At 69.7% G+C, this 26,451-nt stretch carries 23 protein-coding genes, 1 tRNA gene, 1 other RNA gene and 2 pseudogenes; 16 read left to right on the top strand and 11 right to left on the bottom strand.

The annotated features are described in order from the left end of the window. Positions 1-64: 64 nt before the first annotated feature. The 5 genes from O3W51_RS07435 to O3W51_RS07415 all read right to left on the bottom strand — a co-directional run bounded on the left by O3W51_RS07435 (position 65) and on the right by O3W51_RS07415 (position 5,981). Positions 65-424, bottom strand: a complete 360-nt coding sequence (locus tag O3W51_RS07435) for a hypothetical protein (protein WP_269284768.1) — start codon at positions 422-424, stop codon at positions 65-67. Positions 425-589: 165 nt separating this feature from the next. Next, positions 590-2,284, bottom strand: a complete 1,695-nt coding sequence (locus tag O3W51_RS07430) for a relaxase/mobilization nuclease domain-containing protein (RefSeq protein ID WP_269284765.1) — start codon at positions 2,282-2,284, stop codon at positions 590-592. Next, positions 2,281-3,165, bottom strand: coding sequence for a hypothetical protein (locus O3W51_RS07425; RefSeq protein ID WP_269284762.1), 885 nt, complete (start codon positions 3,163-3,165; stop codon positions 2,281-2,283). The genes O3W51_RS07430 and O3W51_RS07425 overlap by 4 nt, the downstream gene beginning before the upstream one ends. Before the next feature lie 401 nt (positions 3,166-3,566). Further along, positions 3,567-4,547, bottom strand: coding sequence for a DUF2637 domain-containing protein (locus O3W51_RS07420; RefSeq protein ID WP_269284759.1), 981 nt, complete (start codon positions 4,545-4,547; stop codon positions 3,567-3,569). A 270-nt stretch (positions 4,548-4,817) separates the two neighbouring features. After that, on the bottom strand, positions 4,818-5,981 hold the full coding sequence (locus O3W51_RS07415) for a DUF3631 domain-containing protein (protein ID WP_269284756.1): 1,164 nt from the start codon (positions 5,979-5,981) through the stop codon (positions 4,818-4,820). 385 nt (positions 5,982-6,366) lie between these two features. On the opposite strand from O3W51_RS07415, the gene O3W51_RS07410 reads away from it, so the two are divergent. From O3W51_RS07410 to O3W51_RS07400, 3 genes are all read left to right on the top strand, one after another. Continuing rightward, entirely contained in the window at positions 6,367-6,885 is a 519-nt protein-coding gene (locus O3W51_RS07410; RefSeq protein ID WP_269284754.1) for a helix-turn-helix domain-containing protein, read from the top strand. Between the two features lie 133 nt (positions 6,886-7,018). Further along, complete coding sequence (locus O3W51_RS07405; RefSeq protein ID WP_269284752.1) at positions 7,019-7,324, top strand: helix-turn-helix domain-containing protein; 306 nt, start codon at positions 7,019-7,021, stop codon at positions 7,322-7,324. 10 nt (positions 7,325-7,334) lie between these two features. Then, positions 7,335-8,573: a tyrosine-type recombinase/integrase gene (locus O3W51_RS07400; RefSeq protein WP_269284749.1), complete on the top strand. Its 1,239-nt coding sequence runs from the start codon at positions 7,335-7,337 to the stop codon at positions 8,571-8,573. Positions 8,574-8,666: 93 nt separating this feature from the next. Here the strand turns inward: O3W51_RS07400 and O3W51_RS07395 are convergent. After that, positions 8,667-8,751: transfer RNA gene (locus tag O3W51_RS07395), tRNA-Ser, on the bottom strand. A gap of 72 nt (positions 8,752-8,823) precedes the next feature. Here O3W51_RS07395 and ffs point away from each other — a divergent pair. The 10 genes from ffs to O3W51_RS07345 all read left to right on the top strand — a co-directional run bounded on the left by ffs (position 8,824) and on the right by O3W51_RS07345 (position 18,940). Further along, positions 8,824-8,920, top strand: an RNA gene (ffs, locus tag O3W51_RS07390) — signal recognition particle sRNA small type. 68 nt (positions 8,921-8,988) lie between these two features. After that, entirely contained in the window at positions 8,989-11,334 is a 2,346-nt protein-coding gene (locus O3W51_RS07385) for a DNA polymerase III subunit gamma and tau (RefSeq protein WP_269284747.1), read from the top strand. 118 nt (positions 11,335-11,452) lie between these two features. Further along, a complete protein-coding gene (locus O3W51_RS07380; protein WP_138359451.1) occupies positions 11,453-11,785 on the top strand; it encodes a YbaB/EbfC family nucleoid-associated protein in 333 nt (110 codons plus the stop codon). A gap of 17 nt (positions 11,786-11,802) precedes the next feature. Further along, positions 11,803-12,402, top strand: a complete 600-nt coding sequence (gene recR / locus O3W51_RS07375) for a recombination mediator RecR (RefSeq protein WP_138359453.1) — start codon at positions 11,803-11,805, stop codon at positions 12,400-12,402. Next, positions 12,395-13,117 carry a DUF5063 domain-containing protein gene (locus O3W51_RS07370; RefSeq protein WP_232485823.1) on the top strand — a complete coding sequence of 241 codons (723 nt, stop codon included), beginning with the start codon at positions 12,395-12,397 and terminating at the stop codon, positions 13,115-13,117. Before recR ends, O3W51_RS07370 begins: the two co-directional genes overlap by 8 nt. Before the next feature lie 287 nt (positions 13,118-13,404). Further along, a complete protein-coding gene (locus O3W51_RS07365) occupies positions 13,405-14,679 on the top strand; it encodes an aspartate kinase (RefSeq protein ID WP_138359457.1) in 1,275 nt (424 codons plus the stop codon). Next, on the top strand, positions 14,676-15,737 hold the full coding sequence (locus O3W51_RS07360) for an aspartate-semialdehyde dehydrogenase (RefSeq protein WP_138359459.1): 1,062 nt from the start codon (positions 14,676-14,678) through the stop codon (positions 15,735-15,737). The genes O3W51_RS07365 and O3W51_RS07360 overlap by 4 nt, the downstream gene beginning before the upstream one ends. A gap of 278 nt (positions 15,738-16,015) precedes the next feature. Further along, positions 16,016-16,693 carry a SigE family RNA polymerase sigma factor gene (locus tag O3W51_RS07355; protein WP_374117293.1) on the top strand — a complete coding sequence of 226 codons (678 nt, stop codon included), beginning with the start codon at positions 16,016-16,018 and terminating at the stop codon, positions 16,691-16,693. Between the two features lie 332 nt (positions 16,694-17,025). Then, on the top strand, positions 17,026-17,982 hold the full coding sequence (locus O3W51_RS07350) for a hypothetical protein (protein ID WP_198358602.1): 957 nt from the start codon (positions 17,026-17,028) through the stop codon (positions 17,980-17,982). A gap of 85 nt (positions 17,983-18,067) precedes the next feature. Beyond that, positions 18,068-18,940 (top strand): SURF1 family protein, encoded by an 873-nt coding sequence (locus tag O3W51_RS07345; RefSeq protein WP_269284737.1) that lies wholly within the window; start codon positions 18,068-18,070, stop codon positions 18,938-18,940. 12 nt (positions 18,941-18,952) lie between these two features. Here O3W51_RS07345 and O3W51_RS07340 read toward each other — a convergent pair whose 3' ends face one another. Further along, on the bottom strand, positions 18,953-20,737 hold the full coding sequence (locus O3W51_RS07340; protein ID WP_198358601.1) for a S9 family peptidase: 1,785 nt from the start codon (positions 20,735-20,737) through the stop codon (positions 18,953-18,955). A 54-nt stretch (positions 20,738-20,791) separates the two neighbouring features. Between O3W51_RS07340 and O3W51_RS07335 the strand changes: the two genes are divergently transcribed. Then, entirely contained in the window at positions 20,792-21,685 is an 894-nt protein-coding gene (locus O3W51_RS07335; RefSeq protein WP_138358716.1) for a class I SAM-dependent methyltransferase, read from the top strand. Between the two features lie 410 nt (positions 21,686-22,095). Here O3W51_RS07335 and O3W51_RS07325 read toward each other — a convergent pair whose 3' ends face one another. Then, the gene (locus O3W51_RS07325) at positions 22,096-22,938 is read right to left on the bottom strand and encodes a class I SAM-dependent methyltransferase (protein WP_443048248.1); all 843 of its coding nucleotides are present in this window, start codon (positions 22,936-22,938) and stop codon (positions 22,096-22,098) included. Between the two features lie 1,347 nt (positions 22,939-24,285). Further along, positions 24,286-24,528, bottom strand: coding sequence for a hypothetical protein (locus O3W51_RS07320; protein WP_269284733.1), 243 nt, complete (start codon positions 24,526-24,528; stop codon positions 24,286-24,288). A gap of 628 nt (positions 24,529-25,156) precedes the next feature. Here O3W51_RS07320 and O3W51_RS07315 point away from each other — a divergent pair. Next, on the top strand, positions 25,157-25,579 hold the full coding sequence (locus O3W51_RS07315) for a hypothetical protein (RefSeq protein WP_269284731.1): 423 nt from the start codon (positions 25,157-25,159) through the stop codon (positions 25,577-25,579). A gap of 105 nt (positions 25,580-25,684) precedes the next feature. On the opposite strand, the gene O3W51_RS07310 is transcribed toward O3W51_RS07315, so the two are convergent. Together O3W51_RS07310 and O3W51_RS07305 are read right to left on the bottom strand one after the other, a co-directional pair. Beyond that, a complete protein-coding gene (locus O3W51_RS07310; RefSeq protein ID WP_269284729.1) occupies positions 25,685-26,089 on the bottom strand; it encodes a hypothetical protein in 405 nt (134 codons plus the stop codon). Further along, positions 26,086-26,292: pseudogene (locus O3W51_RS07305) on the bottom strand (IS5/IS1182 family transposase); the annotation flags it as partial. The gene O3W51_RS07310 and the pseudogene O3W51_RS07305, both read right to left, overlap by 4 nt. Before the next feature lies 1 nt (position 26,293). Between O3W51_RS07305 and O3W51_RS48760 the strand changes: the two are divergent. After that, positions 26,294-26,380, top strand: a pseudogene (locus O3W51_RS48760) (IS5/IS1182 family transposase); the annotation flags it as partial. Between the last annotated feature and the right edge of the window lie 71 nt (positions 26,381-26,451).

Raw genomic sequence — 26,451 nt, 5'->3', positions numbered from 1 at the left:
CAGCCGACCGGCGACCGGGCAGGGGCCCGGTCGCCGGTTCTGTTTTGGCGCTTTCCCGGTGTGGTCAGCGCCTGCGGGGGAGGAATCGGCCGCCGTCCGCACTGGCGATGGTGCGGAGGCTCTCGTAGTGACCGTGGTCCTCGTCGGTCATGTAGGGGATGACGACTTCAGGATTCTGGGCGAAGTACTTGTGCAGGAGCTCGGAGGCGTCGTTCAGGGCTTGATCGGCGATCTCCTGGGTTATCTCGGTGTGGATCTTGGCTCCGGCGGCCCGGAACTCTTCCAGAGTGGCTTCGGTGACGATGGCCCGCTCCTCCTTGGTGAAAGGCCGCCCGTCTAGATGGTGGTAGGTGCGTCCGGGGTGATCGAAGTCCATGTCGAACAGCAGGGCCATGATGTGGGGGCGGGGGGTAGTTGCGGGCATGAGGTGCTCCTTGAGGGGTTGGGGTGGGTGGGGAAGCACATCCATGGTCTGGAGATTCGCCGGTTTGGCTAACCGGCGATCGTCGGCTATGTTCCGGCGGCTTCTGGTGGCCCCGTCGGCGGAAGGACTCACCTGCCGCGTTGACGGTCGGCGCTGCGAGTCTGCTCAGCGGCGCTGTTGTGGGGTCGGGGGGATGGGCGCCGGGAGAGGTGCCGGTGGGGCTGCAGGTGCTGGGGCGATGAGACCCGTGCTGCGTGCTGGGGCGATGAGACCCGTGCTGCGGGCCTTTGCTGCTTGTTGGCGTTTGCTGGTGGTTGCGGTGATGCGCCAGTGGAGGACTTCGGCGGGGGATTGCGCTGTGGTGAGTTCTCGCTGTTCGGCTGCGTCCTGCAGGGTCCGGCGGGGGTTGTCTCCGGTCTTCTCGGTTTGGGCGAGGGTGGCGGTCAGGGCGGCCCAGGCGGGATCGGCGAGGATGTGGTCGGCGTGTTCGGGGATGGCTTGCCGCAGCGCTGCCTCGTAGCGACGGGTGGCGTCAGCGCGGGGTGCCGACCGGGCGAGGGCGGTCAGGGTGGGGCGGGCGGTCTGCTCGTAGGCGGTGGTCAGGTGGGCGAGCGCTTGTTGGGCGGCTGCTTGCTGTTGTTGGTGGTCGCGGACCTGGTGCCAGTGCATGGCGGCGCGGGTGATCAGGATGGCGATGGAGAGCAGGACTGCGAGGCCGGTGCCGTCCTGGCCGCTGGTGGCGGTGTAGATCAAGTCCTTCGCGGCGCGGCGCAGGGCGGCGGCCTGCTGGTGTTCGGCGCGGATGGTGGAGCGGGTGGCGCGGTGGAAGGCTTTGGCTGCGGCACGGAGTTCGGCCTGGTTGACGGTGGGCGCGGCGAAGGTGGTGGTGTCGAGGAGTTCGCCAAACGCGGCGAGGTGGGCTTGTGCTCCGGCGTCGTCGTCGCTGTCGAGGACGGCCAGGGTGTGGCGGGCGGCGTCGGCGGCAGCGTGCCAGGGGTCGGCGGTGGGGGCGGCCTGGTCCTGGGCGGCGAGGTGTTTGCGGATTTCGGGCAGGGACAGGTCGGGGGAGAGCTTGGAGCCGGAGTAGTAGATGGGTTCGCCGGCGGCGTTGGTGTCGCTGGGGTGGGCGACGCTGTAGCCGGTGATGTCGCCGGATGGGGCCTGGCGCGGCCGGACCTTCATGCCCGTCCCCTCCAGGAGGGTGAAGAAGTGGGCTTCGTCGCGGGCGGCGGCTTTGGCTTGGCGGACGGCTTCGCGTAGCTCGTCGCGTGCGGTCTGGGTGCGGCCGAGGCGTTCGGCTTTGAAGTGTTCGGGGCTGGTGGCGCGTTGGGGTGCGGTGCCGTCACCGGGGTGGAGCTGGCGCAGGCCGTAGTCCTCCTCGATGGTGCGGCAGGCTGCCTGGACGGCTTTGCGGTCGTAGCTGCGGCGGGCGACGCGGCCGTCCTGGCGGACGAGGGTGGCGGCGATGTGGATGTGGTCGGGGGCGTGGCGCACGGCGATCCAGCGGCAGGCTTTGGTGTCGCCGTCGGGGGCGATGCCGGCGGCGGCCACGACGCGGCGGGCGATGTCGGCCCACTCGTCGTCGGTCAGGAGACGGTCGGTAGGTGCGGTGCGTACCGAGCAGTGCCAGTTCGTTTCGGTGGGGCGCTGACCCTGGGGCAGGGCGTTGACGGGAAGGTCGAGCTGGGCGGCGAGCTTGGCCTCCGTGGCGGGATCAGGTTGGGGCCCGGGATCGGGGGCGAAGTTGTTCCAGGAGGCGACCAGGTGCTGGTCGGTGTGCTCGTTGTGTTCGCCGGGCCCGAACAGGTAGTGGACGAGGCGTTTGGTGCCGCCGGAGCCGGTGGTGATGTGCGGGATCACGGGTGCTCGTGTCCTTCCCGCGCGATGACGGTCGCGGTGGTGTCGATGCGCTCCAGGACATCGCCCAGGGTGTGCAGCAGCCGTAGGGCCGGGTCGTGCGGAGTGTCGTCGGGGTTCAGGTGGCGCAGGAGCTGCGTGGTGTTGTTCGCGAGGGCGGCGAGCAGCCGGTTGGCTTCCATCAGCTCTTCGAGCTGCGCGCGGGTGTCGGCGATGGCCGCACGGGGGTTGCCCGAGCCAGCGGCGAGCAGCGCGGTGGTGGCGACATAGGCACCTGGCTCGACGCCGAAGCGCCGGGCGGCGGTGGTGATGTCAGCCCACTCGCGGTCGCTGAACCGGGGGCTGACCCGATGCTCGCGCGGGCCCTGGGAGCGCTGGCGGTGGTAGACGCCGATATCCACAGCCGTGTGGATATCGGCGGTGCCCGTAGCGCCAAGGAGGGTGACAGCGGCGTCGACCCGGGCGACGGCGTGTGCGACGGACTGCAGCACGCCACCGGTGTGATCGCTCAAGGGGCCACCGGAGTTGAGGCGGTGAACCAGCCTGTTGAAGGCTCCCCCGATGCGGGCGGAGGCGATGTTGCGTTCCATGAGCTGGTCGAGGCGGTGTCGCTCGGTGGCGTGATCAGTACGTCGGTCGGCTCGGGAGGCGGCGACAGCGGCTGCGGCGACGAACCCACCGCGCTTCTTCTCGCAGACCGAGCTGGCACGGGCGATGGTGCCCCACTCAGTGCTGTCGAAGCGCGGGGCGACACGGTGCAGACGCGGTTCGGGAAGTCGCAGGCGGTAGCGGGCGACGACATCAGCGACGGTGACGTGGTCGACGCTGGTCAGGGCGACGGGTGGTGGGGTCGCGATGCGCGTGGTGCTGTTGGTGGTCGGCACCCCCGGGCCGAGCGTCCCCGAAGCCGACCGCCCCCGGTCGGCGCCGGCCCTCCCCGCCACCCCTGGGGCGGGGAGGGCCGGCAGGACTCCTTTGGGGACAACTTGCTGGCCGTTTTCCTGGCCTGCGTCAACGTCTTTGCTCTGCTCGGAGGTTCCTGGAGCTATGGGGGGCTCCTCCCTGCTCCGGTGCTGTTCGTCGAAGGGGTTGGCGGCGGGAGCGGGCCTGTTTCGAAAGGGGTTGTGCACTACGTGGCTCCGTTCGCGAGTGGGTGGGGGTGGCGATGGTCGTCGCGATCTGCGGTTTGGCCGGGCTGTGGTTTCGGGGTAGAGGGCGCGGCTGCCGCTGTCGGCAGCCGCGCCGGCCTGTGGGTTCGCATCGGCGGTCGGAATCTGGACGGGCTTCAGGCCCGGTCGGCGAGGGGTTGCGGGTCTTCCGGTTGGGCGGGGTGTTTACGGGGCTGGGAGGTGTTGCGGACCAGGGCGATGGCCTCGGTCAGGCGGTGGGTTCCGGCGCCCAGTCCGGATGCGGTCAGGGCTTTGCGGGCGCTGTCGCGGGTGATCGTGTCGGGGTCGCGGTGGGCTGCGGCGATGACCTCGGCCAGGCGTTGCAGGGTGGCCATCGGTGGGCGTCCGCCCTGGGCCTGGGGGCGCGGTACGGAACCCCCGTCCTGCCCCTGGCCTGCGATGTCGAGGTCGTCTTGGTGCCCGCCCTGACGGGAATCGGTCGGTGTCGCGGCAGCCGTTGCAAGGTCCGGAAGGGGGGCTGCGGGTTCGCCGCCTGCGAAGACTTCGATCTCAGCGGCGGGGGCATTCCCGGTCGGCGGCGGCTGCTGTGTGCCGCGCTGACTTGCCGTTTCGCTGCCAGTGGGTCCCTGGTCCGGAACCCCTGCGTCGGTTCCGTGCGGCGAGGTTCGGCTGGGATCAGTACCGCCGTGGCGGGTGATCAGGATGTGCAGGTGGGTGGCGCCGGCCAAGGCGAGGGGGGCGATGGCGGACAGGACGGTGACGGTGGTGTCGTCGAGGTGGAGTTCGACGGTGTCGGGCTGGTTGAGGCCGAGGGCGTGCAGGCCGTTGGCCCAGACACTGGTGGCGGTGGCGCCGATGAACAGGATCCAGGCGTACAACCGTGCCTGCCATGGGGCTGTGCGGAGAACCAGCAGGGCGCGTACGCCGTAGGCGATGAAGCCGTCGATCACGATGGGGAACAGATAGGTCAGCCGGTGGCTGACGTGGACTGCGGTGGCCATCTGGCGCAGCGCGTCGAATGACAGGGCGCAACCGGCGATGCCGAGCAGGATGATGGCCCCCTGGTCCAACCAGCTGGCGGGGAGGCGGCTGGCCGGCTCTGCGGGGCCGGTTGCGGGTGTTGTGGTGTCGGGCATGCTGAAGTCGTCCTTGCGCTGTGGAGTGTGCGGGGTGCCGTCTTTGCCGTCTTGCCGTTGCAACCGCAGGTCAGGGGCGGTACGGCAGGGCGCGCCGGTGGCGTCCGGGACGGCAGGGGTACGCGACGGGGCGAGCTGCCGCGCGGTTGGTCCGCTGGCCGTCCAGGCGGCGGGGACGGATCGTTATCCGTCTTGGGACGGCTTGCCGTCCCACTTTCAGGGCCGTTGACCTGCGGATTTCCGTTTGGGACGGCAGGGACCAGCGGCCGGTCAGCTCGCGTTGGCCTGCGGGCCACCGAGGGGGTGGACGCCGGGGCAGTAGCGCTTCCAGGCGTCGGTGAACTTGGTGTGGGTGTAGCCCTTGCGCTGGATGTCGCCTACGCGCACGTTGCCTGAACGGATGCCGTACTCGCGCAGCATCCCGGAGAGGTCACGCGCGTTCAGGCCACCGCGCCTGTGGTCGGCCCAGGGGGCTTCGGGGTCGTTGTTGAGCGCGTAGAGGATCTCGTCGGTGCTCAGTTGTGCCTGCTCGCCCTTGGCGTGGAAGAGCCGCCGGATGTCGGCGAGGATGCGGGCGTTGCCGGGGCTGTCCTGTTCTGCCTCGGCTTCGGCGGTGACCATGGTCGTGCAGGCGTGCCGGGCGCGGTCGGGCCATGGGCCGCCTGCGAGGTCGGCAACGATCACCAGGGGCTCCCAGGTGTCGGCGGCGCGGTCTTCGACCGGCATGGAGGGCTCCAGCTGCAGGGCCTGGTCCGCCAGGGATGCCGTCCACTGGGCGAGGAGGGCGCGCAGTTCGTGCAGGGTGGGGCTGTCGCGCTTGGTGCGGTAGGGGCTGACGCGCTCGCCTACAGCACGGCGGCGCATGCGGATCACGATGGAGCGGTCCATGATCGTGTCGGGGAGGTCGCCGATGCCTGCGAGCGCGGCCATGGCGAAGGTGTGGAACCGGTGAGGGGTGTGGTCGTTGCCGACCACCCGCAGAACGTAGCGGTCGCGCTGGTGCCCGGCGTTGAGCAGGCCGCGCATCTCTTCGTTCTTCTCGGCCTGCTTGGGGGTGCCGAAGATGGTGTCGGCCTCATCGACGAGGAGGGTCGGGGGCTCCTCGGTGATGGAGCGGAAGACCGCGGCTGCGCTGGAGTTGACCGTCATGACGGGGTGGTGGACGGTCTCGGTCAGGATGTCGAGCAGGCGGGACTTGCCGCAGCGTTTCGCGGGGCCGACCACGGCCAGGCGCGGGGCGTGCTGCCAGGAGGGCTGCAGATGGGTTGCGGCGACCCAGAGCACGGTGGCGTCCAGCGCTTCCTCGCTAGGCAGGACCACGAAGCGGGCCAGTGCGGTCTTGAGCCGGTCCAGGAGGGCCGCGCCGTGGCCGGCGGTGGCGTCGGGATCCGGTTGTGCTGCGTGGGCGGGGTTGGGGCGGGTATCGTCAGTCATGGAGATTCCTCACTCGACGGCTCCGGGGGGCAACCCGGTCCGTCGTTGGTTAGCTGTCCAGGGATGGGCGGTGTCGAGGCTTCCGTTCAACCCCCGGTGTTCGTAGCGCCGGGGGTTTTGTCGTTCTCTGGCGGTGCGGCCGCCACCTTCAACCTCCTTGGGGTTGAGATTTTCATGCGATGCAATAATTTTAACCATCTCTAGGGCGCAAAGTCAAACCGATAGTCGGTTGAGTTTTCGACACCCCTCCAGAATGACACCAGGTGGGTGCCCTGTGTGGGCTGCATCACGCTACGTTTCAAGCGCTTGTCGGTTGGGAATTCAATGCTGGTATAGTTTAACGATGACCCGTCCGCGCGATCACTCAACGGAGAGGAGGTGAAACATGGACAAGCCCAAGGAGCGCCACCTCATCCCCCACGAGGGTGAGGCCCTGGTGGCGCACAACCTGAAGATCATGAGGAAGGCCGCCCGGCTGTCTCAGGATGATGTCGCCGAGCGCATGAGGCGCCTCGGCTTCAAGTTCCACCAGACCCAGATCGCCAAGATCGAGAACGGCACCCGTTCCATCCAGTTCGATGAGGTCGTCGGCTTGGCGAAGGCGCTGAACCTGCCCGCCGAGTACTTCATGACCCAGGCCGTTGCCGACCCGGAAGATCCCCACTACGAGCTCCAGGAAGCGGGCTTCCGGCTCCAGGATCTGGAGAAGGAGTGGAGAACCGCCCAGGACCTCGCCGACGCGGCGAAGAGTCGCCTCAAAGAGGCCGAGCGCGACTACGACGAGATCGCAGAGCGCCTCGGCGTCGACACCACGCCCAGCGGCGACGAGCTGACGTTCTACCCGGCCCCCAACTCGCTTGAGGACCCCCTCCGCGAGGACGCGGACGCCCCCGCAGCCGAGTAACGCAACACCATCCTCCGCGCGTCCGTCGGCACTACGAATGCCGAGGGCCGCTCAGCGGACCCCTTTTCACACCGCCCATCCCGCACAGCAACCACGACGGCGCGTTGCCCTCGCGCCGCCGAGAGGTATCCCCATGTCTGAAACGACCATGCCCATCTCCCTGGTGGCGGACGCACTTGGCGTCAGCGCACAGGCCCTCCTGGACCTCGTAAAGGCCAGCGCACCCACCGCGCCCGACCCCACCTTGGTCGCGCTCACCGTCGAGGAGGCCGCTCGCCGGCTCAGCGTCGGCCGGACAACGATGTACGCGCTCCTCGCCTCCGGCGAGATCCCCTCCGTGGCCATCGGCCGCCTGCGCCGCATCCCGGCCGAGGCACTGAACGACTACGTCGCCGCACGCGCCCAGCTCACCCGCTCGACCGTCGCCCTCGCGGCCTGAGGGGGTTGTCATGGCAAAGTCCCGGCAGCCCAACGGCGCCTCCACGATCTACCTCGGCAAGGACGGAAAGTGGCACGGCTACGTCACCGTCGGCGTCAAGGACGACGGTAAATCCGATCGCCGCCACATCAAGCGCAAGACCCGCGCCGAGACCACCAAGGCCGTTCGCGCCCTGGAGAAGGAGCGCGACGCGGGCCGTGTCCGCAAGGCCGGCCAGACCTGGACGGTTGAGACCTGGCTGGTGCACTGGGCCGAGAACATCGCGGCCCTGCACGTCTCCGAGAACACCATCGACGGCTATCGCGTCGCCGTCTACCACCACCTCATACCCGGCCTCGGCGCCCACCGCCTGGCGAAGCTGGAGCCCGAACACCTGGAACGCTTCTACAAGAAGATGCAGGACGCAGGCAGCTCGGCCGGAACAGCGCACCAGGTCCACCGCACCGTGCGCGCCGCCCTCAACGAGGCCAAGCGGCGCCGCCACCTCACCGAGAACCCCGCCAGCATCGCCAAGGCACCGCGCTTGGTGGAGGAAGAGGTGGTGCCGTACACGGTCGAGGAGGTCCAGCTCCTCCTGGAAGTGGCCAACCGCGAGCGAAACGCGGCGCGTTGGGTCATCGCTCTGGCGCTGGGTCTTCGTCAGGGCGAGGTTCTCGGACTCAAGTGGACGGACGTCGACTTCGACCTCGGGGTGCTGGTTGTCCACCGAGGCCGGCTGCGGCCCCGGTACCAGCACGGCTGCGGCGACAGCTGCGGGCGCAAGCCCGGGTACTGCCCGCAGAAGGTCAACATCCGGCGCGAGACCAAGGAAACCAAATCCCGTGCCGGACGTCGGCCCATCGGTGTCCCCGAAGAGCTGATGAAGCTCCTCGCGCAGCACCGCGACGAACAGGAGCGCGAACGTCGACTCGCCCGCGACCTGTGGGTCGAGAAGGGATACGTCTTCACCTCGCCGACCGGTGAACCGCTCAACCCGAACACGGACCACCACAAGTGGAAGGAGCTGCTGCGGGCGGCCGGACTGCGGGACGGGCGGCTGCATGACGCCCGTCACACCGCAGGCACCATCCTGCTGATCCTCGGTGTCTCCGACACCGTCGTGGACGCGATCATGGGCTGGGAGCCCGGCCAGTCCGCCCGCATGCGCCGGCGCTACCAACACCTGACCAACCGTGTCCTCAAGGACACGGCCGCAAAGATCGACGGACTCCTCTGGACCCGCCCGGACCAGCGGCCTCCCGCCGCCTGATCTGGGCAACTGCAACCCAAACTGCAACCCTCGAACGACGAAGGCCCCGACCGGGAACCGGTCGGGGCCTTCGTCTGCCCAGCTGGGCGGGTGCGGAGGATACGAGATTCGAACTCGTGAGGGGTTGCCCCCAACACGCTTTCCAAGCGTGCGCCCTAGGCCACTAGGCGAATCCTCCGCGACGAACACTACAAGACGCGGAGGGGTGCTCGCGAACTCGTAAGTGGGTGATCCGATCGGGTACGCTGTGCGCAGCCCCTCACGTGGCGCTATCTCGCTGAACTCCCCCAGGGCCGGAAGGCAGCAAGGGTAGGTGGGCTCTGGCGGGTGCGTGGGGGGTCTTTGCGTTCCCGGGGGCGGTCGGGGGAGGTCCGGGGGACGTCGGATGTCGGTGGGCCCCGATATCGTCGTAGGCGTGTCCCTCGCTCTGTACCGCCGCTATCGTCCCGAGTCCTTCGCCGAGGTCATCGGGCAGGAGCACGTAACCGACCCGTTGCAGCAGGCGCTGCGCAACAACCGGGTCAATCACGCGTACCTGTTCAGTGGGCCCCGAGGCTGCGGGAAGACGACGAGCGCGCGCATCCTGGCGCGGTGTCTGAACTGTGTTCAGGGGCCGACGCCGACGCCGTGCGGGGAGTGCCAGTCGTGTCAGGACCTGGCGCGGAACGGGCCGGGGTCCATCGATGTGATCGAGATCGACGCGGCGTCGCACGGTGGTGTGGACGATGCGCGTGATCTTCGGGAGAAGGCGTTCTTCGGGCCGGCGGGCAGCCGGTACAAGATCTACATCATCGACGAGGCGCACATGGTCACCCCGCAGGGCTTCAACGCCCTGCTGAAGGTGGTCGAGGAGCCCCCGGAGCATCTCAAGTTCATCTTCGCGACCACCGAGCCCGAGAAGGTCATCGGCACGATCCGGTCGCGTACCCACCACTACCCCTTCCGCCTGGTGCCGCCGGGCACGCTGCGCGACTACCTCGCGGAGGTCTGCGCCCGGGAGGACATCCCGGTCGAGGACGGCGTGTATCCGCTGGTGGTGCGGTCCGGCGCGGGTTCGGTGCGGGACTCGATGTCGGTGATGGACCAACTGCTGGCGGGCGCCGGTGCCGACGGTGTGACGTACGCCATGGCGACGGCGCTGCTCGGTTATACGGACGCGGCGCTGCTCGACGAGGTGGTGGACGCGTTCGCCTCGGGTGACGGGGCGGCGGTCTTCGAGATGGTCGACCGCGTCATCGAGGGCGGGCACGATCCGCGGCGCTTCGTGGCGGACCTGCTGGAGCGGCTGCGCGACCTCGTGATCATCGCGGCGGTTCCGGACGCGGTGGACAAGGGGCTGATCGACGCCCCGAGCGATGTCATCGAGCGGATGCGGGCCCAGACGTCCGTCTTCGGCGCCGCCGAGCTGAGCCGTGCGGCGGACCTGGTCAACACCGGTCTGACCGAGATGCGCGGCGCCACGTCGCCGCGGCTCCAGCTGGAGCTGATCTGCGCCCGGGTGCTGCTGCCCGCGGCGTACGACGACGAGCGCTCCGTACAGGCCCGGCTGGACAAGCTGGAGCGGCGGGGCTTCGCCCCCGGTGCCCCGCAGGTCCCGGACTTCGCCTATCAGCCCGCGCACGCCGACCACAGCCCCGGCGGCCCAGGAGGTCCTGGCGGCCCCGGCGGCCCCGGCGGCGCGGCCTCGGTCCGTGCGGCCGTGGGCGGCGGACGCCCGGCTCCGGCCGCGCAGCAGGCCCCCGCCCCGACCCGCGCACCCGCCCCCGAGCAGCACGAACCCGCTGCCGGCCCCGCTCCCGCCGCGGTTCCGGCTCCCTCGGACGGCGGCGCCCGGCAGCGCCCCGGCGCCTGGCCGACCACGACCGGTCCGGATACTGCCGGTGCTCCAGTGGCCACTCCAGCGGCCGCTTCGGCGGCCCCTGCCGCCGCACCGCCCGAGGCCGCTCGTCCCGGCGCCTGGCCGACGGCCGCCCAGGCCGCACCCGCCGCTCCGGCGGCCCCCGCCCTGGCCGCCCAGACACCGCCGCCCGCCGGCCCCGCCGCCCCGGCGGCGTCCGGGTTCGCCGGGGACTCGACGCGCGTACGGCAGATGTGGCCGGACATTCTGGAGGCGGTGAAGAACCGCCGCAGGCTGACGTGGATGCTCCTGCTGAACAACGCGCAGGTGGCGGGCTTCGACGGGCAGACGCTGCAGCTCGGATTCGACAACCCCGGAGCGCGCAACAGCTTCGCCAACAGCGGCAGCGAAGAGGTGCTCAAGCAGGCGATCAGCGACGCCCTCGGGGTGGAGTGGCGGATCGAGGCCATCGTGGACCCGTCGGGCGGCGGGGGAACGGCCGGCGGCGGCTCCGGAGGTCCCGGCGGCTCCGGTGGCCCGGGTGGCGGTTTCGGCGGCGGAGGCAGCGGTGGAAGCGGCGGCGGGTCCCGTCCGTCCGGCCCGGCCGCCCCACCCGCACCGTCCGCCTCATACGCCCCATCGGCATCCTCCGCCCCGTCCGCACAGTCCGCACACTCCGCCTCGTCCGGGCCCTCCGCCCCGCAGGGCGGGCCCGCCCAGGCGGCCCATGCCGCGCCTCAGACGGCCGCCGGACGGCCCGGGGGCGCGCCGCCGCCACTGATGTCGGACGAGACGCCGCCGCCCCTGGAGGACGACATTCCGGAGGACGACGACGTGGATCTGGTCGAGTCCCCGCTGTCCGGATACGAGCTTTTCGTGCGCGAAATGGGTGCCACGGTGATCGAGGAGATCCCGAACGACTGATGTCGCCCGATGTTCCGCGTCACGTCGTCCGATCCTCCGTACGGCGTAGGGCGCAGGGCCGTCCGAGCACGTAGGCTCGCCCTACCGCGCAACGTTGTCGTGAGGCAGGAGTGAACCCGTGATCCCCGGTGGTCAGCCCAATATGCAGCAGCTGCTCCAGCAGGCCCAGAAGATGCAGCAGGACCTTGCCGCTGCCCAGCAGGAGCTGGCCGAGGCCGAGGTCGAGGGTTCTGCGGGCGGCGGTCTCGTGACAGCCACGGTGACCGGTGCCGGTGAGCTCCGGGGGCTGGTCATCGACCCCAAGGCGGTCGATCCTGAGGACACGGAGACGCTGGCCGATCTGGTCGTCGCCGCCGTGCACAACGCGAACGCGACCGCGCAGGAGCTTCAGCAGCAGAAGCTCGGTCCGCTCGCCCAGGGGCTGGGCGGCATGCCCGGCCTGCCGTTCTAGCGTAAAGAAGGCGCCCCGTGTACGAAGGCGTGGTTCAGGACCTCATCGACGAACTGGGCAGGCTGCCCGGCGTGGGTCCCAAGAGCGCGCAGCGGATCGCCTTCCACATCCTGCAGGCGGATCCGGCCGATGTGCGGCGCCTCGCGCACGTACTGGCCGAGGTCAAGGCCAAAGTGCGGTTCTGCAACATCTGCGGGAACGTCGCGCAGGACGACCAGTGCAGGGTCTGCCGTGACCCGCGCCGCGATCTCGCGGTGATCTGCGTGGTCGAGGAGCCCAAGGATGTCGTCGCGGTCGAGCGCACCCGTGAGTTCCGCGGCAGGTACCACGTACTGGGCGGCGCGATCAGCCCCATCGAGGGCGTCGGTCCGGACGATCTACGGATCCGGGAGCTGCTGACGCGGCTCGCGGACGGCACCGTCACCGAGCTGATTCTGGCGACGGATCCCAACCTTGAAGGTGAAGCGACCGCTACGTACCTGGCCCGCATGGTGAAACCCATGGGGCTGAAGGTGACGCGACTGGCCAGTGGTCTGCCCGTGGGGGGAGACCTGGAGTATGCCGACGAGGTCACGCTGGGTCGTGCCTTCGAAGGGAGACGACTGCTCGATGTCTGACACCGCGGTAACCACACAGGACTCGAAGGGCGCACCGGGCTCTCCGGAACGCGACCTCGGCGATCCGAACGTCCAGGAGCCCGACGACTTCGCCGTCCAGATCTGCGATCAGATCGAGAGTTTCATCCTCTCGGTCCGCGAGGTCGCCAAGGGCGACGATCCGGACAGCGCTGTCCCGTACCTGCTGCTGGAGGTCTCCCAGCTGCTGCTGGCCGGCGGCCGGCTCGGCGCGCACGAGGACATCGTTCCGGACGAGCGCTACGAGCCGGACATCGGCCCCGAGCCGGACGCGGACGAGCTGCGCCAGCACCTCGCGGCGCTGCTGGAGCCGATCGACGTCTACTCGGAGGTCTTCGACCCGTACGTACCGCGCAGTACGCCCGTCGCCTGCCGGATTTCGGACGATATGGCCGACGTGGTGACCGATCTCACGCACGGCCTCGCGCACTTCCGCGCCGGCCGCGTGAGCGAGGCGCTGTGGTGGTGGCAGTTCTCGTACCTGTCGAACTGGGGACCGACGGCCAGCGCCTCGCTGCGCGCGCTGCAGTCCCTGGTCGCTCACGTCCGGCTGGACAGCCCGCTGGACGAGCTGGACGGCCTGGACACGGACGATTCGGCGGACGACGAGGAGCGGCTGGCCGAGGAGGCCGGCAAGGTCATGGCGGCCGAGCTCGGCACCCCGCTGGGCGTCCGCGCCCAGCCCGCCGCCGGCTGATCCCGGGCCCGTCACCCGTCGAACCCTGGCCCACCACCGGCTGAACCGGTCAACCCGTCACTCGCTGACACGCCGTAGCCGCGCACCCGCTACCCCCACCGTCGGATATCCGGACGATCTTCCTCCGGTCACGCATCCAGCGCCTGATCTGGGGTTATTCCGTTCCGTCCTGGGCAGGTGGCCCACCGAGTGGGCCACCTGTCTCAATATCCGGTATCGCGGAGGCCGCCCCGGCCCGCTCGTTAGACTGAGCCGACCGCAGTACCAGACCTTCCCGAGGAGCGCACGTGGGCCTTGTCGTGCAGAAGTACGGAGGCTCCTCCGTCGCCGATGCTGAAGGCATCAAGCGCGTCGCCCGGCGAATCGTGGACACCAAGAAGAACGGCCATCAGGTCGTTGTCGTGGTGTCGGCGATGGGCGATACGACGGACGAGCTGATCGATCTCGCCGAGCAGGTGTCGCCGATTCCCGCCGGCCGGGAGTTCGACATGCTGCTGACCGCCGGAGAGCGGATCTCCATGGCGCTGCTGGCGATGGCGATCAAGAACCTCGGTCATGAGGCGCAGTCGTTCACCGGCAGCCAGGCCGGGGTCATCACCGACTCCGTCCACAACAAGGCACGGATCATCGACGTGACGCCGGGCCGTATCCGGACCGCGCTCGACGAGGGCAACATCGCGATCGTGGCCGGTTTCCAGGGCGTGTCCCAGGACAAGAAGGACATCACCACGCTGGGCCGCGGCGGTTCCGACACGACCGCGGTGGCGCTGGCCGCCGCGCTCGCCGCCGAGGTGTGCGAGATCTACACGGACGTCGACGGGGTCTTCACCGCCGACCCGCGGGTCGTCAAGCGCGCCCAGAAGATGGACTGGATCTCCTTCGAGGACATGCTGGAACTGGCCAGCTCCGGTTCGAAGGTGCTGCTGCACCGCTGTGTCGAGTACGCCCGTCGTTACAACATTCCGATCCACGTCCGCTCGTCCTTCTCCGGCCTGCCGGGGACCTGGGTGAGCAACGAAGCACCGCTAGGAGGCAAGCCGATGGAGCAGGCGATCATCTCCGGGGTTTCGCACGACACGTCCGAGGCCAAGATCACGGTCGTCGGGGTGCCGGACAAGCCGGGCGAGGCGGCGACGATCTTCCGTGCCATCGCGGACGCCGAGGTCAACATCGACATGGTCGTCCAGAACGTGTCGGCGGCGGCCACCGGCCTCACCGACATCTCCTTCACCCTCCCCAAGACCGAGGGCCGCAAGGCGATGGACGCGCTCACCAGGTCGCAGGACCGCATCGGGTACGACTCGCTGCGCTACGACGACCAGATCGGCAAGATCTCGCTGGTCGGCGCGGGGATGAAGACCAACCCGGGCGTCACGGCGACCTTCTTCGAGGCGCTGTCGAACGCCGGCGTCAACATCGAGCTGATCTCGACGTCGGAGATCCGCATCTCGGTGGTCACCCGGGCCGACGACGTGAAGCCGGCCGTCCAGGCGGTGCACTCCGCGTTCGGCCTCGACAGTGAAAGTGATGAAGCTGTCGTCTACGGCGGTACGGGCCGATGAACCGTAAGCCGACCCTGGCCGTCGTCGGTGCGACGGGCGCGGTCGGCACGGTGATGCTGGAGCTGCTCTCCACCCGGCAGGACGTGTGGGGCGAGATCCGGCTGGTCGCGTCCGCGCGGTCGGCCGGCCGCCGCCTCGTGGTGCGCGGTGTGGAGACCGAGGTCGTCGTGCTCAGCGAGGAGGCGTTCGAGGGCGTCGACGTCGCGATGTTCGACGTCCCGGACGAGGTGTCCGCGCAGTGGGCGTCGGTCGCCGCCGCCAAGGGCGCGGTCGTCGTGGACAACTCCGGAGCCTTCCGGATGGACCCCGATGTCCCGCTGGTGGTGCCGGAGGTGAACGCGCACGCGGTGCGGATGCGCCCGCGCGGCATCATCGCCAACCCCAACTGCACGACGCTGTCGATGATCGTGGCGATCGGCGCGCTGCACGCCGAGTTCGGGCTCAGCGAGCTGATCATCTCCTCGTACCAGGCGGCTTCCGGCGCGGGCCAGTCCGGCGTGGACACCCTCCGCGACCAGCTGTCCAAGGTCGCCGGCACCCACCTTGGTACCCAGCCGGGCGATGTACGGCGCACGGTCGGCGACTTCGGTCCCTTCCCGGCGCCGCTCGCGCTCAACGTGGTGCCGTGGGCCGGCTCGCTGCGGGAGGACGGCTGGTCCTCGGAGGAGCTCAAGGTCCGGGACGAGTCACGGAAGATCCTGGGCCTGCCGGAGCTGCGGGTCACCGCGACCTGCGTACGGGTGCCGGTCATCACGACGCACTCGCTGTCGGTGCACGCGCGGTTCGAGAACGAGGTGACCGTGGAGAAGGCGCACGAGATCCTGCGGAGCGCTCCCGGGGTCGTCGTGACCGACAATCCCGCCGAGGGCGAGTTCCCGACCCCTGCCGATGTGGTGGGCACCGACCCGACCTGGGTCGGCCGGGTACGCCGCTCCATGGACGATCCGAACGCGCTCGAACTCTTCGTGTGCGGGGACAACCTGCGCAAGGGCGCCGCCCTGAACACTGCACAAATTGCCGAAGTCGTGGCGGCCGAGTTCGTCGCTTCGCACGCATGATGTGATCCACTCCTTGGTCTGGACCACTTGAAGTGGGTCGCGCACCAATGGACAATTCGCTCCCTGACCGCTGCAACCGGCAGTAGACGGGGAGCGTCTTTGTGTCAGCGCACTGCCCTAATGTGCTGCGTGCCGGGGGGTATTGGGCAGGCACAGTTCGTGCCTGGGCAAATGGGCGCATTGGGGAAGAAGTTGGTACGCATGGGGATATTCGGCGCCACATCAAAGGCGACGCCTTGCGCGTACAACCCTGACGGGGGGACGCGTGTCCAACAGTCGTGGCAGAGGCACTGGGTATCGAGACGGCACTTGGGCGGGGCGGCGCTCCGACACGCGTGCCGCGCCCGCGTACGCCCGGCCGTACGTCCGGCAGGGCACGCACTCCCGGCGGGATGCCCGTGATAGCGCCCTGGCCGATCGTGCGCGTGCCGTCCGAGCTGGGTGCTGACGCCACGATGGCCGTCGGCACCACGGTCGACCACCTGACCGAGACCTACAGTGCCCACTACCGGTCGCTGCTCGGCCTCGCCGCGCTGCTGCTGGACGACACGGCCTCCTGCGAGGACGTCGTCCAGGAGGCCTTCATCCGCGTCCACTCCGCGCGCAGCCGCGTCCGTGACCCCGAGAAGACCCTCGCCTACCTGCGGCAGACGGTGGTCAATCTCTCCCGGTCGGCGCTCCGGCGGCGCATCCTGGGCCTCAAGCTCCTCTCCAAGCCCATGCCCGACATGGCGAGTGCGGAAGAGGGCGCCTACGAGATCCTGGAGCGCGACCAGCTCAAGACCGCCATGCGGTCCCTCCAGCGCCGTCAGCGCGAAGTCCTCGTGCTGCGCTACTTTGCCGACATGACCGAGGCACAGGTCGCCGAAACGCTCGGAATTTCCCTGGGCTCGGTGAAGGCATACGGTTCCCGTGGCCTCGCGGCGCTTCGCATCGCGATGGAGGCGACCGTATGACCACCCCCTACGACTCACGTGGCATGGATCCAGAGAACCGCGAATTTCCCGAAGAACTGAACGACGAGCGCAACGCAGCGCCCACCGGAACCGGCCCTCAGGGGGCGGGATCAAGCCCCTTGGGAGCGAGAACCAGCCCTGCTGAAGGCGGGATGACCTTGCCCGGGGCCGGGACAACTGCGCCTGGGGCCGGGGCGACTCCGCCTGGGGCCGGGGCGACTCCGCCTGGGGCCGGGGCGACTCCGCCTGGGGCCGGGGCGACTCCGCCCGGGTCCGGAGCGACTCCGCCTGGTGCAGGGGCGAGCTTCGACGAGCTGGCGCTGCGCCGGCTGATGCAGGACGCGGTGAAGGGCCTCAAGCCCGCACCCGACGCGCTCGACCACCTGCGGCACGCCGTACCGGCCCGCCGGACGCGCCGCCGCCAGGCCGTGGCCGGCGCCGCCGCCGCGTTCCTGCTGGCGTGTACCGCCGTGCCGGCCCTGCTGCATGTCGCGAACACCGCGGACCAGCAGGACACCACCGCGGCCGGCGCCTCCAGCCCCAACGAGCCGCGGCAGGACACCGGTGGCACGGGGGAGAGCAGCCAGGACGACTCGGGCGGTCCGGCCGACACCGGGACCAGCGCCGGCAGCGAGCCCGCCCCGTCGGTGACACCGTCGCCGACCCCCACACCCACGAACGAGCACGGTGCCACGGTCGCCCCGACGCCCACCGGCTCGGCCGGCCGCACCGCCCCGGCCTGCGACCGCTCCCAGCTCGGCAGCGGCGCGAGCAAGACCGGTGCCCCGGACGCCAAGGGCAACGTGTACGGCTGGTTCCGGGTCGCGAACGTCTCCGCGCAGGGCTGCACGGTCAAGGGCGGCGGCGCCGTCACCGTGATCGCCCAGGGCAGCGCCGACGCGTCGAAGATCCAGGTGCTGGACCACACGCCGGGCGATCCGGCCACCGGACTGCCGGATGTGGCGGCCGCCCCGCTGCTCCTCCAGCCGGGCGACACGTACGAGGTCCGGTTCGCCTGGGTGCCGGACGCGGCAGGTCCCAACGGCTGCCCGGCGCCGCCCACTCCGACGCCCACCCCGACCACCGGCGGCAGCACCAGCAGCGGCAACAACGGCACCAGTGCCTCGAACAACACCCCGGCAGCGGCCGATGTACCGCCGACGCCCGGCCCGGCGAGCGTCGAGGTCAGCCACACCCCGGAGGCGGGGGCGCCGGCCGTGGCCGACACGACGATCCCCGACGCGTGCGCCGGGACGATCTACAAGACGACGGCCCTCACACCTCAGTAGGCGAGGCGTGGCGCGGGAGGGCCGCGGAGTGCCGGGCCGCGGGCCCGGTGGCGTCGGCCGGCCCCGCTCCCCGTACCGTTGAGGCGTGTACCGGTTTCTGCTGACCCCGCGCTGGCTGGGAGTCCACCTCTTCGTCGTGCTCGCCGTGCCGTTCTGCGTCTTCATGGGCAGTTGGCAGCTGAGCCGCTTCGAGGACCGGATGAACAGCCACCACGTGGCCGAGCAGGCCCCGAAGGCCGCCGCGTCCGCCGCCCCGGTCCCGCTGGCCACCGTCCTCCCGGACACCAAGGCGCAGGTCACCCAGGACACCACCGGCCGCACGGTCACCGCGACCGGCCGCTACGACACCGGCCACCAGCTCCTGGTCCCCGGCCGTGACCTCGGCGACCGCACCGGCTACTACGTGCTCACCCCGCGGCGTACGGCGGGCGGCGCGGCGCTGCCCGTCGTCCGCGGCTGGCTGCCCGGCGAGGCCTCGTCCGCGACGCCCGCCGCCATCCCGGCGGCGCCCGCGGGCGACATCACCGTCTCCGGCGCCCTGCAGCCCCCCGAGAACACCGGCACCCAGGGCGTCCAGTCCGCCGGCGGACTGCCGCAGGGCCAGCTCGGGATGATCAGTGCCGCGTCGCTCGTCAACGTGCTGCCGTACGAGGTCTACAGCGGTTGGATCACGGTCACCGACGCCACCGCCCCGCTCGAGCCGGTGCCCCCGGCGGCCCCCAGCAACACCGGGCTCGACCTCAAGGCCTTCCAGAACCTGGGCTACACCGGCGAGTGGTTCGTCTTCGCCGGCTTCGTGGTCTTCATGTGGTTCCGGCTGGTCCGCCGCGAGGCGGAACTCCGCGAGGACACCGCGCTGGGCCTCATCCCGGACCAGGACCCGGCCGCTGAGAACCCTGAGAATGCTGAGAACGCGGCGGCGCCGGGCAAGCTGGAAGAAGCCCTGCCCGGCGACTGAGGACCCACCCGGTCAGAGCGCGTGCTTCATCGCGAAGGCCAGCTCCAGGCGGACCTGCTTGATCCGCTCCTCGACGACGAGCGAACCGTGCCCCGCGTCGTACCGGTACACCTCGTGCACCTTCCCCAGCGACACCAGCCGCTCGACATAGTTGTCGATCTGCCGGATCGGGCACCGCGGGTCGTTCATGCCCGCCGAGAGGTACACCGGCGCGGTCACCCGCTCGACGTACGTGATCGGCGACGAGGCCTCGTACCGCTCAGGAACCTCGGCGGGCGAGCCGCCGAAGAGCGTGCGGTCCAGGGACTTCAGCGCCTCCATCTCGTCGGTGTACGAGGCGACGTAGTCGGCCACCGGGACCGCCGCGAGCCCCGCCGTCCAGGCGGTGGGCTGGGTGCCGAGCCCCAGCAGCGTCAGATAGCCGCCCCACGAGCCGCCGGAGAGCACCAGCTTCGCCGGATCGGCCAGCCCCGAGCCGACGGCCCACTCGCGGACCGCCGCGACGTCCTCCAGCTCGATCAGCCCGACGCGGTGCTTGAGCGCGTCCGTCCACTCGCGCCCGTAGCCGGTGGAGCCGCGGTAGTTGAGCCGTACGACGGCGAAGCCGTGGTCGACCCAGGCCGCGGGCCCGGCCGCGAAGGCGTCGGAGTCGTGCCAGGCGGGGCCGCCGTGCACCTCGAAGACCGTCGGGAAGGGCCCGTCGCCCTCGGGCTTCTGGACGAGGGCGTGCACCGGCCCGCCGGGGCCGTCCACCCACACGTCCTCGACCGGCACGGAGTCCGGGGCCTTCAGCCCCGGCGCCTCCAGCACGATCCCGCCCGTCGTGGACCGCACGACCGGCGGCAGCTGCGCCGACGACCACAGGTACTCCACGGACCCGTCGGGGCGCGCGGTGGCGTTGCTCACCGTTCCCTGCGGGGTCTCCAGCCGGAGCAGCGCACCGGCGGCCAGGTCGTAGCGGAACATCTCGCTGCGCGCCTGGTACGAGTGCACGACGAGCAGCGCCGAACCGTCCGGATACCACTCGGCGGAGACATCGCCCGGCAGGTCGATCGCCAGCGCGGTCTCCTCGCCGGTCGTCACGTCCCACACCATCGGCAGCCAGCGCCCGGCGCGCTGGTGCCTGACGAGCAGCCGGGTGTCCCCGGCCACGGGAGCGAAGCCCAGGCAGTCGAGACCGAGTTCCTCGGTGCCGCCGCGGGAGTCGTCCAGCTCGGCGACGGTCGAGCCGTCGAGCCGCACCACGCGCAGCGCGCCGTGCATCGCGTCGCCGTGCTCGGTGTGCTCGATGACGAGCAGCGTGCCGTCCTCCGACAGGTCGCCGACGCCGGCCGACTCCGCGTGCCGGTAGATCTCGACCGGTGCGGCGCCCGGCCGCACGACGTGGACGGACGTGCCCTCGTCGTCCGTCGACCGGCCGATCACGACGGTGCCGTCCGCGCCGAGCGCCAGCCCGGCCGGGTACGAGGCGTCGAGTCCCGGCGTGGCCGGCTCGTCCTCGCCGCCGCCGAACGGCTGGCGCATCCACACCCCGAACTCGTCCCCGTCGGTGTCCGAGAACCACCACACCCACTCGCCGTCGCGGGACAGCGTGCCCTCCGTCGTCCCGTTCGGCCGGTCCGTGGCCTGGCGGCGTTCGCCGGTGGTCCGGTCCCAGGCGTACAGCTCGTACGTGCCGGTGGCGTTCGACACGAAGAGGCAGCGCTGCGGCGCGTCCTCCGCCCACTCGGGCAGCCCCACCCGAGGCGCCCGGAACCGCTTTTCCCATTCCGGCATGGCAGCCGTGACATCACTCATGCCTCCATCAAACCCGATGGCCGGCCGCCTTCACCCCGACTATCGTCACTCCCCATGTACACGAGGACCCCGGCGGACCGGCGGGAGACCGATCGCGCCAGGTGGGACGTTGGGGTCTCCCCAGCCGGAGGTAGGGGAAGCGTTCCGATCCACACGGCGAGCGAGTCCTACGATCCGGACACCTTCCGGGCCGGCCAGGACGTGATCCGCCCCTTCGAGGCGGCGGAGGTGGGATCGGTCACCGGGAAGTCGCTGCTGCACCTGCAGTGCCGCCTCGGCCTCGACACCCTCTCCTGGGCGCTCCGCGGCGCCTCCCGGGTCGTCGGCCTGGACTTCTCCGAGCCCGCCGTCGACGCCGCCCGCGAGCTGGCCGCCGACCTGGGGCTCCCGCCCGACCGGGCGTCCTTCGTCGCCGCCGACGTGTACGACGCGGCCGAGGCCGTCCCCGACTCCTCCTACGACATCGTCTACACCGGCACCGGCGCCCTGTGCCGGCTCCCCGACATCGTCCGCTGGGCCGAGACCGCCGCGTCCCTCGTCGCGCCGGGCGGCTTCCTGTACCTCGCCGAGTTCCACCCGCTGACGGACGCCCTCGACGACGAATCGGGCTCCCGGATCGCCCACGACTACTTCACTCGCGACGCCTGGGTCGACGAAGCCCCGGGCACCTACGCGGACTTCGACGCCCCGACGGTGAACAACCGCACGGTGGAGTGGGCGCACACCCTCGGCGACGTCGTCACCGCGATCGCCGCCACCGGGCTCCGGCTGGAGTTCCTGCACGAGCATGACGCGACGCTCTTCCAGCGCTTCGGGACGCTCGAACGCGACGGGCAGGGATCCTCCGGGAGGGGCGACGGCTTCTACCGGCATCCGCCGGGCACCCCGCGCGTGCCACTGATGTACTCGCTGCGGGCTTCCCGCGCGCCGGACCTGCCCCAGCCCTAGCCCGGCGGGATCCGGAGGACGGCCGTCCCGCCGTCCGGATCGATCCGCGACCGGGGGCGGTGCCCCGTCCCCCTCCTCGTCGCGCAGCGCCGGCGACGTCCTGCGCTGCTTGAGCTCCTCCTGCTTGCCCGCCGACAGTGTCGCGTGCAACAGCTCGAACCCCGTCGACGCCACCTGGCCCTGCCGTCCGGCCCCCCGCCACGGCAGCATCCCGGCCCGCCCGGCCCGCCCGGCCCGCAGCATCGCCTGATCGACGAACGCGGCGACCGTCAGCGGACCACCAGACCCGGCAGCGTCATATCGACGAACGCGGCGACCCCCAGCGGACCACCAGACCCGGCAGCGTCATGAGGAAGATGAAGGCCATGCCCCCGAGCACCCCTCACCGGAGCCCGGGGGGCGAGAGCCCGTCAGGCGCGATCCGCGGTGAGGGCGTACGACGGCAGCGGCTCGTTGCCCTTGCTCTTCGCGAGGGAGCCGAGCACATCGAGCTGGCTGGTGAGGAACTCCCGCGCCAGCGGCGACAGATCCGCGAACCGCTCGTCGGAGCCGGCCATCCGCCGCGCGGCGTCCACCTCCCAGTCGGCGTCCTGCAGACCCGTCGTGTCCACGTCCTGCTCGGACGCCACCCGCCACCCGGCCTCCGCGAGAATCCGCAGCAGCGCCTCGTGCGAGAACGGCGTCCGCACGTTCCCCTCGCCCCGCGCCCCGACCGCCTCGACATGGCCCTGCACGAGCACGGCGAGCAGATGCGGCAGCTGCTCCACACCCCGCGGACGCAGATCCCACTCCGAGAAACACAGCCGCCGCGCCCACGGCCGGACGCGCGTCAGCGTCCTGAGCAGCTGGTCGAGGGAAGCGAAGTACCAGGAGCAGTGCGACAGCACGACGTGGTCGAACGCGTCGTCCGGGAACGAGACCGCCTCGTCGAGGACATCGACGCCGAACCGGATGTCGATCCGCGACCCGAGCGGCCCGGCCGCCAGGAACGCCGCCGACTCGCCCAGCGTGACCGGACTGCCGTACGAAGGCTCCGCGATGTCCACCCCGACCACCCGCCCGCCGGGCCCGACCGCGTCCGCGAGCACCGCGGTCATGTCCCCCTGCCCGCACCCGACTTCCAGCACCGAGGCCCCGGCGGGAATCCCCCAGCCGTCCACCAGCCCCACCCGGAACCGCGTCTGATCCCGCAGCACCCCAAGATGTCCCACCGCGGCCGCCATGGCTCCCGCGATCGTCTCGACCCTGCCCACAAGAATCTCCCTGCACCGATCCCGCTGCCCCCGCCGCAGCGACTGTAGGTGAGAGATCACCGAAGAGCCCGGCCTTTTCCGCCCCCGGAAACGAGTCAGGGCCCTGATCATCAATGATGATCAGGGCCCTGAACTGCAATGTCACCAGTCGGGGTGGCGGGATTTGAACCCACGGCCTCTTCGTCCCGAATCACGGGCAGCGCGGTTTCTGAGGTCATCTACGCACGTCAGCGGTGGCGCGAGGGTCGTTGACGGTCGCTGTTGGCCGGGCTGGTTGCTGTACTTCGCTGCTGTACTTCCGGTGCGGTTCGAGACCCGAGGTGCATTCCGCAGAGGCCGCAGCGTCGCATCCGGATGCCGATCAGCGCGTGGAGTCGCTGCTACGCCTAGTCGATTCCATGACATCGCAGACCCGGTGAAGCTTGAGATGTCCCGATTCAGGGTCTTGCGGGCGGCACGTACAGGTGACCGTCCGGTGCCAACGCAGCCGGGAATGCTGCGTGGAGTTTTTGAAGGCCGCACTGTTAGCCGACCTTGGAACAAGCCCACCGTACGGCGGAGCGCTGAGATCCCAGGCAGATGTCAGCGGCGTCAGGGAGACTGCCCAGCGTGAAGACGTTCCTTGTGCTGTCAGTCGAACTGGCGGCCCTCTGCGCCGTGGCAGTTTTGTGGTCTTATGTGCCTCTCCGTACTTGGGTACGACGGCGCATACTTGAACCCTTCGATCGACGGGTGACGCAGGAGGTCAAGCGTCGAAGGCAGATAGCGGCTCATCGACACGCTGAGGTGCTCTTGGCTGAGGCGCGGGAGGTGCTGCCGGGGGTCGCGACGGGGCAAGTCCCGCCTGGCCATGGACTGCCCCCTATATGGGTGGTGAAGTGGTGGTACGCAGCTCAAGTCGCTATTCCGGCCTACTTGGTGTGCCTGGCTGCCTTTGCCCTCTTGACGTGGAACGCGGGTGCCATCTTTGTTCGCCATCCCCGATCAGATGGACCCGATCGAAGTGGGCCTGACCCACTGAGAATGCTGATGGAGCGGGTGGTTGCCGTGCCGGGGGCAGTTCGTGCCTGGGATGGGCCGGCTGAAGCATTTGAGGCGCTCCGCGGCGTCTTGGTTGTCTTGCTCCTGCTGATGGCGATACCACTCATCCGCCGAGTCGTCGCAGCTCTCTCGCAGGGACAGGAGCAGCGGCAGCGCCGTGAGCGAGCGTGGAGGGAATCATTTGTTTCCCCTAGTGATTATTTGCGGTGTTGGCCAGTGGTGGTGCTGCTTGTTGCTGCTGTGCAGTGCGCTCGTGCGCTGAGGCAATGGGAGGCCGGACAGCCCGGGAAGGACGTACCCCGGATTTCACTTAGGGCAGCGGAGCGGGTCGTTTGGCAAGCGCCCCGGATACGTCGCGGCAAGGCTCGGGCGCATCACGAGCGTGTTGTTGCTGCTCACACGGCGCGGGTTGTTGGGGCGCTCCGCGAGGCGGAGGCGCAGCAGGATGCTGACCCAGGTCGCGCGCTGAGAGATCTCACGGTGCTGCTTCTTACGATTGCAGAGCGCTATGCCGAGGGGCGCGTAGGCCAACTGCTCGATGAAGATCAAATCGACAACGCTGAACCGGTTGTGCCCAGAGAACGGCTGCGTATGGCGGCTGTTGGCGCTGTGGTCGTTCTGGCCCTGTCGGGCGCTTCGATAGCTGGTCTTCCCGAACCGGCCCTTGCTGCACTGTTCCCCGTACTGGTGTTGGCTGCCGTGCTTTTGCTCAACCGAGGGAAAGTCCCTACGCCGGCACAACTGACCGATCTGATCATCCCTCGGTAGCCGCTTCGTCTTGCCTCTTCCCTGCCCCTTGGGGCGGCGAAGGAGCCGCCTTCCGGCCAGGAAGCTTGCGCTCGGGTCGCAGTCGGCTCGCAAATCGACAGAGTTGGACAGACGGCAGGCGTCCTGCGTCGGGCCCGTTCGTACAGCTCCTTCGCGTAGGGTTTCGCCGATGTAGCCGGAGACACCACCGGTAACGTCCTGCGCACCAGCTTGGACATGCTGCTGGCTGATGCCTACCGCCGTAACCCCTAGCTCGGAGAGTTCGGGCAGGGTCTCGACGCCTGTCCGAGCAGGTTGCAGGTTCTTAGAGGGCGGTTCGTGAGCCTTTGGAAGGCCGTAAGTGCTGGTCCTGTCGGACGTTCGTCGGCGACCATTTCGATACCAGGCGGCGCTACGCGATACTCATCCCATGAAGTGGTTCGAGCAGGCCCAGGCAGCGGAACAGCGGCGGGATTGGAATACGGCTATCGCGTTGGTAAGCGCACGCGCCGAGTGCTACTCCGCCGATTCCTCCGCACACAGCAACCATCTGTGGCACATGGATTTGCTCGCCCGTGCGGAACGGCTCACGGAACTTACAGAACTCGCTCTAACGGATTTGCACGCGCGTCGGAGACTCAACAGATCGCTTCGCGAACGGGGGATGGAGGCGGCGCTGCGCGGCCGCGCCAAGGATGGCGACCGTGGAGCGCTATACGGCCTCGTGCGGCTGCTGTGCGAGACGAGTCGGCTTCATGAGGCCCATCGAGCAGTCCAAGACCTCGGCCCGGAGGATCAGTACGCGCACCAGATCGTGGCTGGCTTCCCATCGCCATCGAGCGGTGCACGGTAACGCTCCGCACCTGCTGCTCTGACGATCAGGGGGCGGGGATGGTTGGCGAATTGAGCCCGTTCCGGGTGAGGCTGAGGCAGAGTCGCCAACCGCCTGCTCGGTCGGTCACTGCATTCTTGTGAAGGTGCCAACGTCATTCTCGGTGAGGATGTCGAGCTTGACCAGGCGTTTCAGCTTGGCGCGGGTGCCTTCGATGTTCTTCGGCAGCAGTTCGTGGTCGAGGGCTTGGCAGACGTCACGGGCCCGGAGGGCGTCGGTGGCCTCGTTGAATACGGCGAGGATGCGGGGGTAGTCCGGGTGCTCGGGTAGGTCCGGCGAGCCGGGCTGGGCGGGGATCCGGTCGGCGAGGGCAGTGACCGTCTTCCGGGTGATCGTCAGGTGTTCGAGGTGGGTCTCGGTCTCCCGGAGCCGGGCCTGCAGTTCGCCGATCTGGGTGCGGAGGTCATCAGCCATGGCCCTGGCGGCGTCCTCTTGGATGCCGAGCGCGTCGAGCAGGGGCTGGATGTTCACGTGGTCACCGTCTGCGGGTCGCGCCAGGTGGGGGTGTTCGCACCGGTGAGCCGGCGAGCCATGATCTGGGTCATGGCCCAGTAGACGCGGGAGACGGACGAGGATGGGCGGTGCTCGTAGTCACGGGCCAGGCGCCGGTGCAGTATCAGGATCCCAAAGGTCTGCTCGACCACCCACCGCTTCGGCTGCGGGATGAACCCTTTGTTGGTCGACCAGGGCTTCAAGAACCAGGTCGCAGCCCACGGCACCCGCCTCGGCATCGACGTCGAAACCGTCGAACGCAACCCGCAGCATGGATCGGCGTGTCAGTATTGACGCAGAAACTAAAGTGCGGCAGCATGATCGCCACGTCGATTAAAGTT

Source organism: Streptomyces sp. H39-C1 (assembly GCF_027158125.1).
Taxonomy (GTDB): domain Bacteria; phylum Actinomycetota; class Actinomycetes; order Streptomycetales; family Streptomycetaceae; genus Actinacidiphila; species Actinacidiphila fildesensis.
The sequence above is the reverse complement of the archived record's forward strand: the minus strand, read 5'-3'. Positions and strand labels throughout refer to the sequence as shown.

Bases quoted from the DNA above. Each gene is read 5' to 3' on its own strand.
- O3W51_RS07435 (WP_269284768.1), bottom strand. From the start codon at position 424: ATGCCCGCAACTACCCCCCGCCCCCACATCATGGCCCTGCTGTTCGAC.
- O3W51_RS07420 (WP_269284759.1), bottom strand. From the start codon at position 4,547: ATGCCCGACACCACAACACCCGCAACCGGCCCCGCAGAGCCGGCCAGC.
- O3W51_RS07415 (WP_269284756.1), bottom strand. From the start codon at position 5,981: ATGACTGACGATACCCGCCCCAACCCCGCCCACGCAGCACAACCGGAT.
- O3W51_RS07410 (WP_269284754.1), top strand. From the start codon at position 6,367: ATGGACAAGCCCAAGGAGCGCCACCTCATCCCCCACGAGGGTGAGGCC.
- O3W51_RS07405 (WP_269284752.1), top strand. From the start codon at position 7,019: ATGTCTGAAACGACCATGCCCATCTCCCTGGTGGCGGACGCACTTGGC.
- O3W51_RS07400 (WP_269284749.1), top strand. From the start codon at position 7,335: ATGGCAAAGTCCCGGCAGCCCAACGGCGCCTCCACGATCTACCTCGGC.
- O3W51_RS07370 (WP_232485823.1), top strand. From the start codon at position 12,395: ATGTCTGACACCGCGGTAACCACACAGGACTCGAAGGGCGCACCGGGC.
- O3W51_RS07360 (WP_138359459.1), top strand. From the start codon at position 14,676: ATGAACCGTAAGCCGACCCTGGCCGTCGTCGGTGCGACGGGCGCGGTC.
- O3W51_RS07350 (WP_198358602.1), top strand. From the start codon at position 17,026: ATGCAGGACGCGGTGAAGGGCCTCAAGCCCGCACCCGACGCGCTCGAC.
- O3W51_RS07340 (WP_198358601.1), bottom strand. From the start codon at position 20,737: ATGAGTGATGTCACGGCTGCCATGCCGGAATGGGAAAAGCGGTTCCGG.
- O3W51_RS07335 (WP_138358716.1), top strand. From the start codon at position 20,792: ATGTACACGAGGACCCCGGCGGACCGGCGGGAGACCGATCGCGCCAGG.
- O3W51_RS07315 (WP_269284731.1), top strand. From the start codon at position 25,157: ATGAAGTGGTTCGAGCAGGCCCAGGCAGCGGAACAGCGGCGGGATTGG.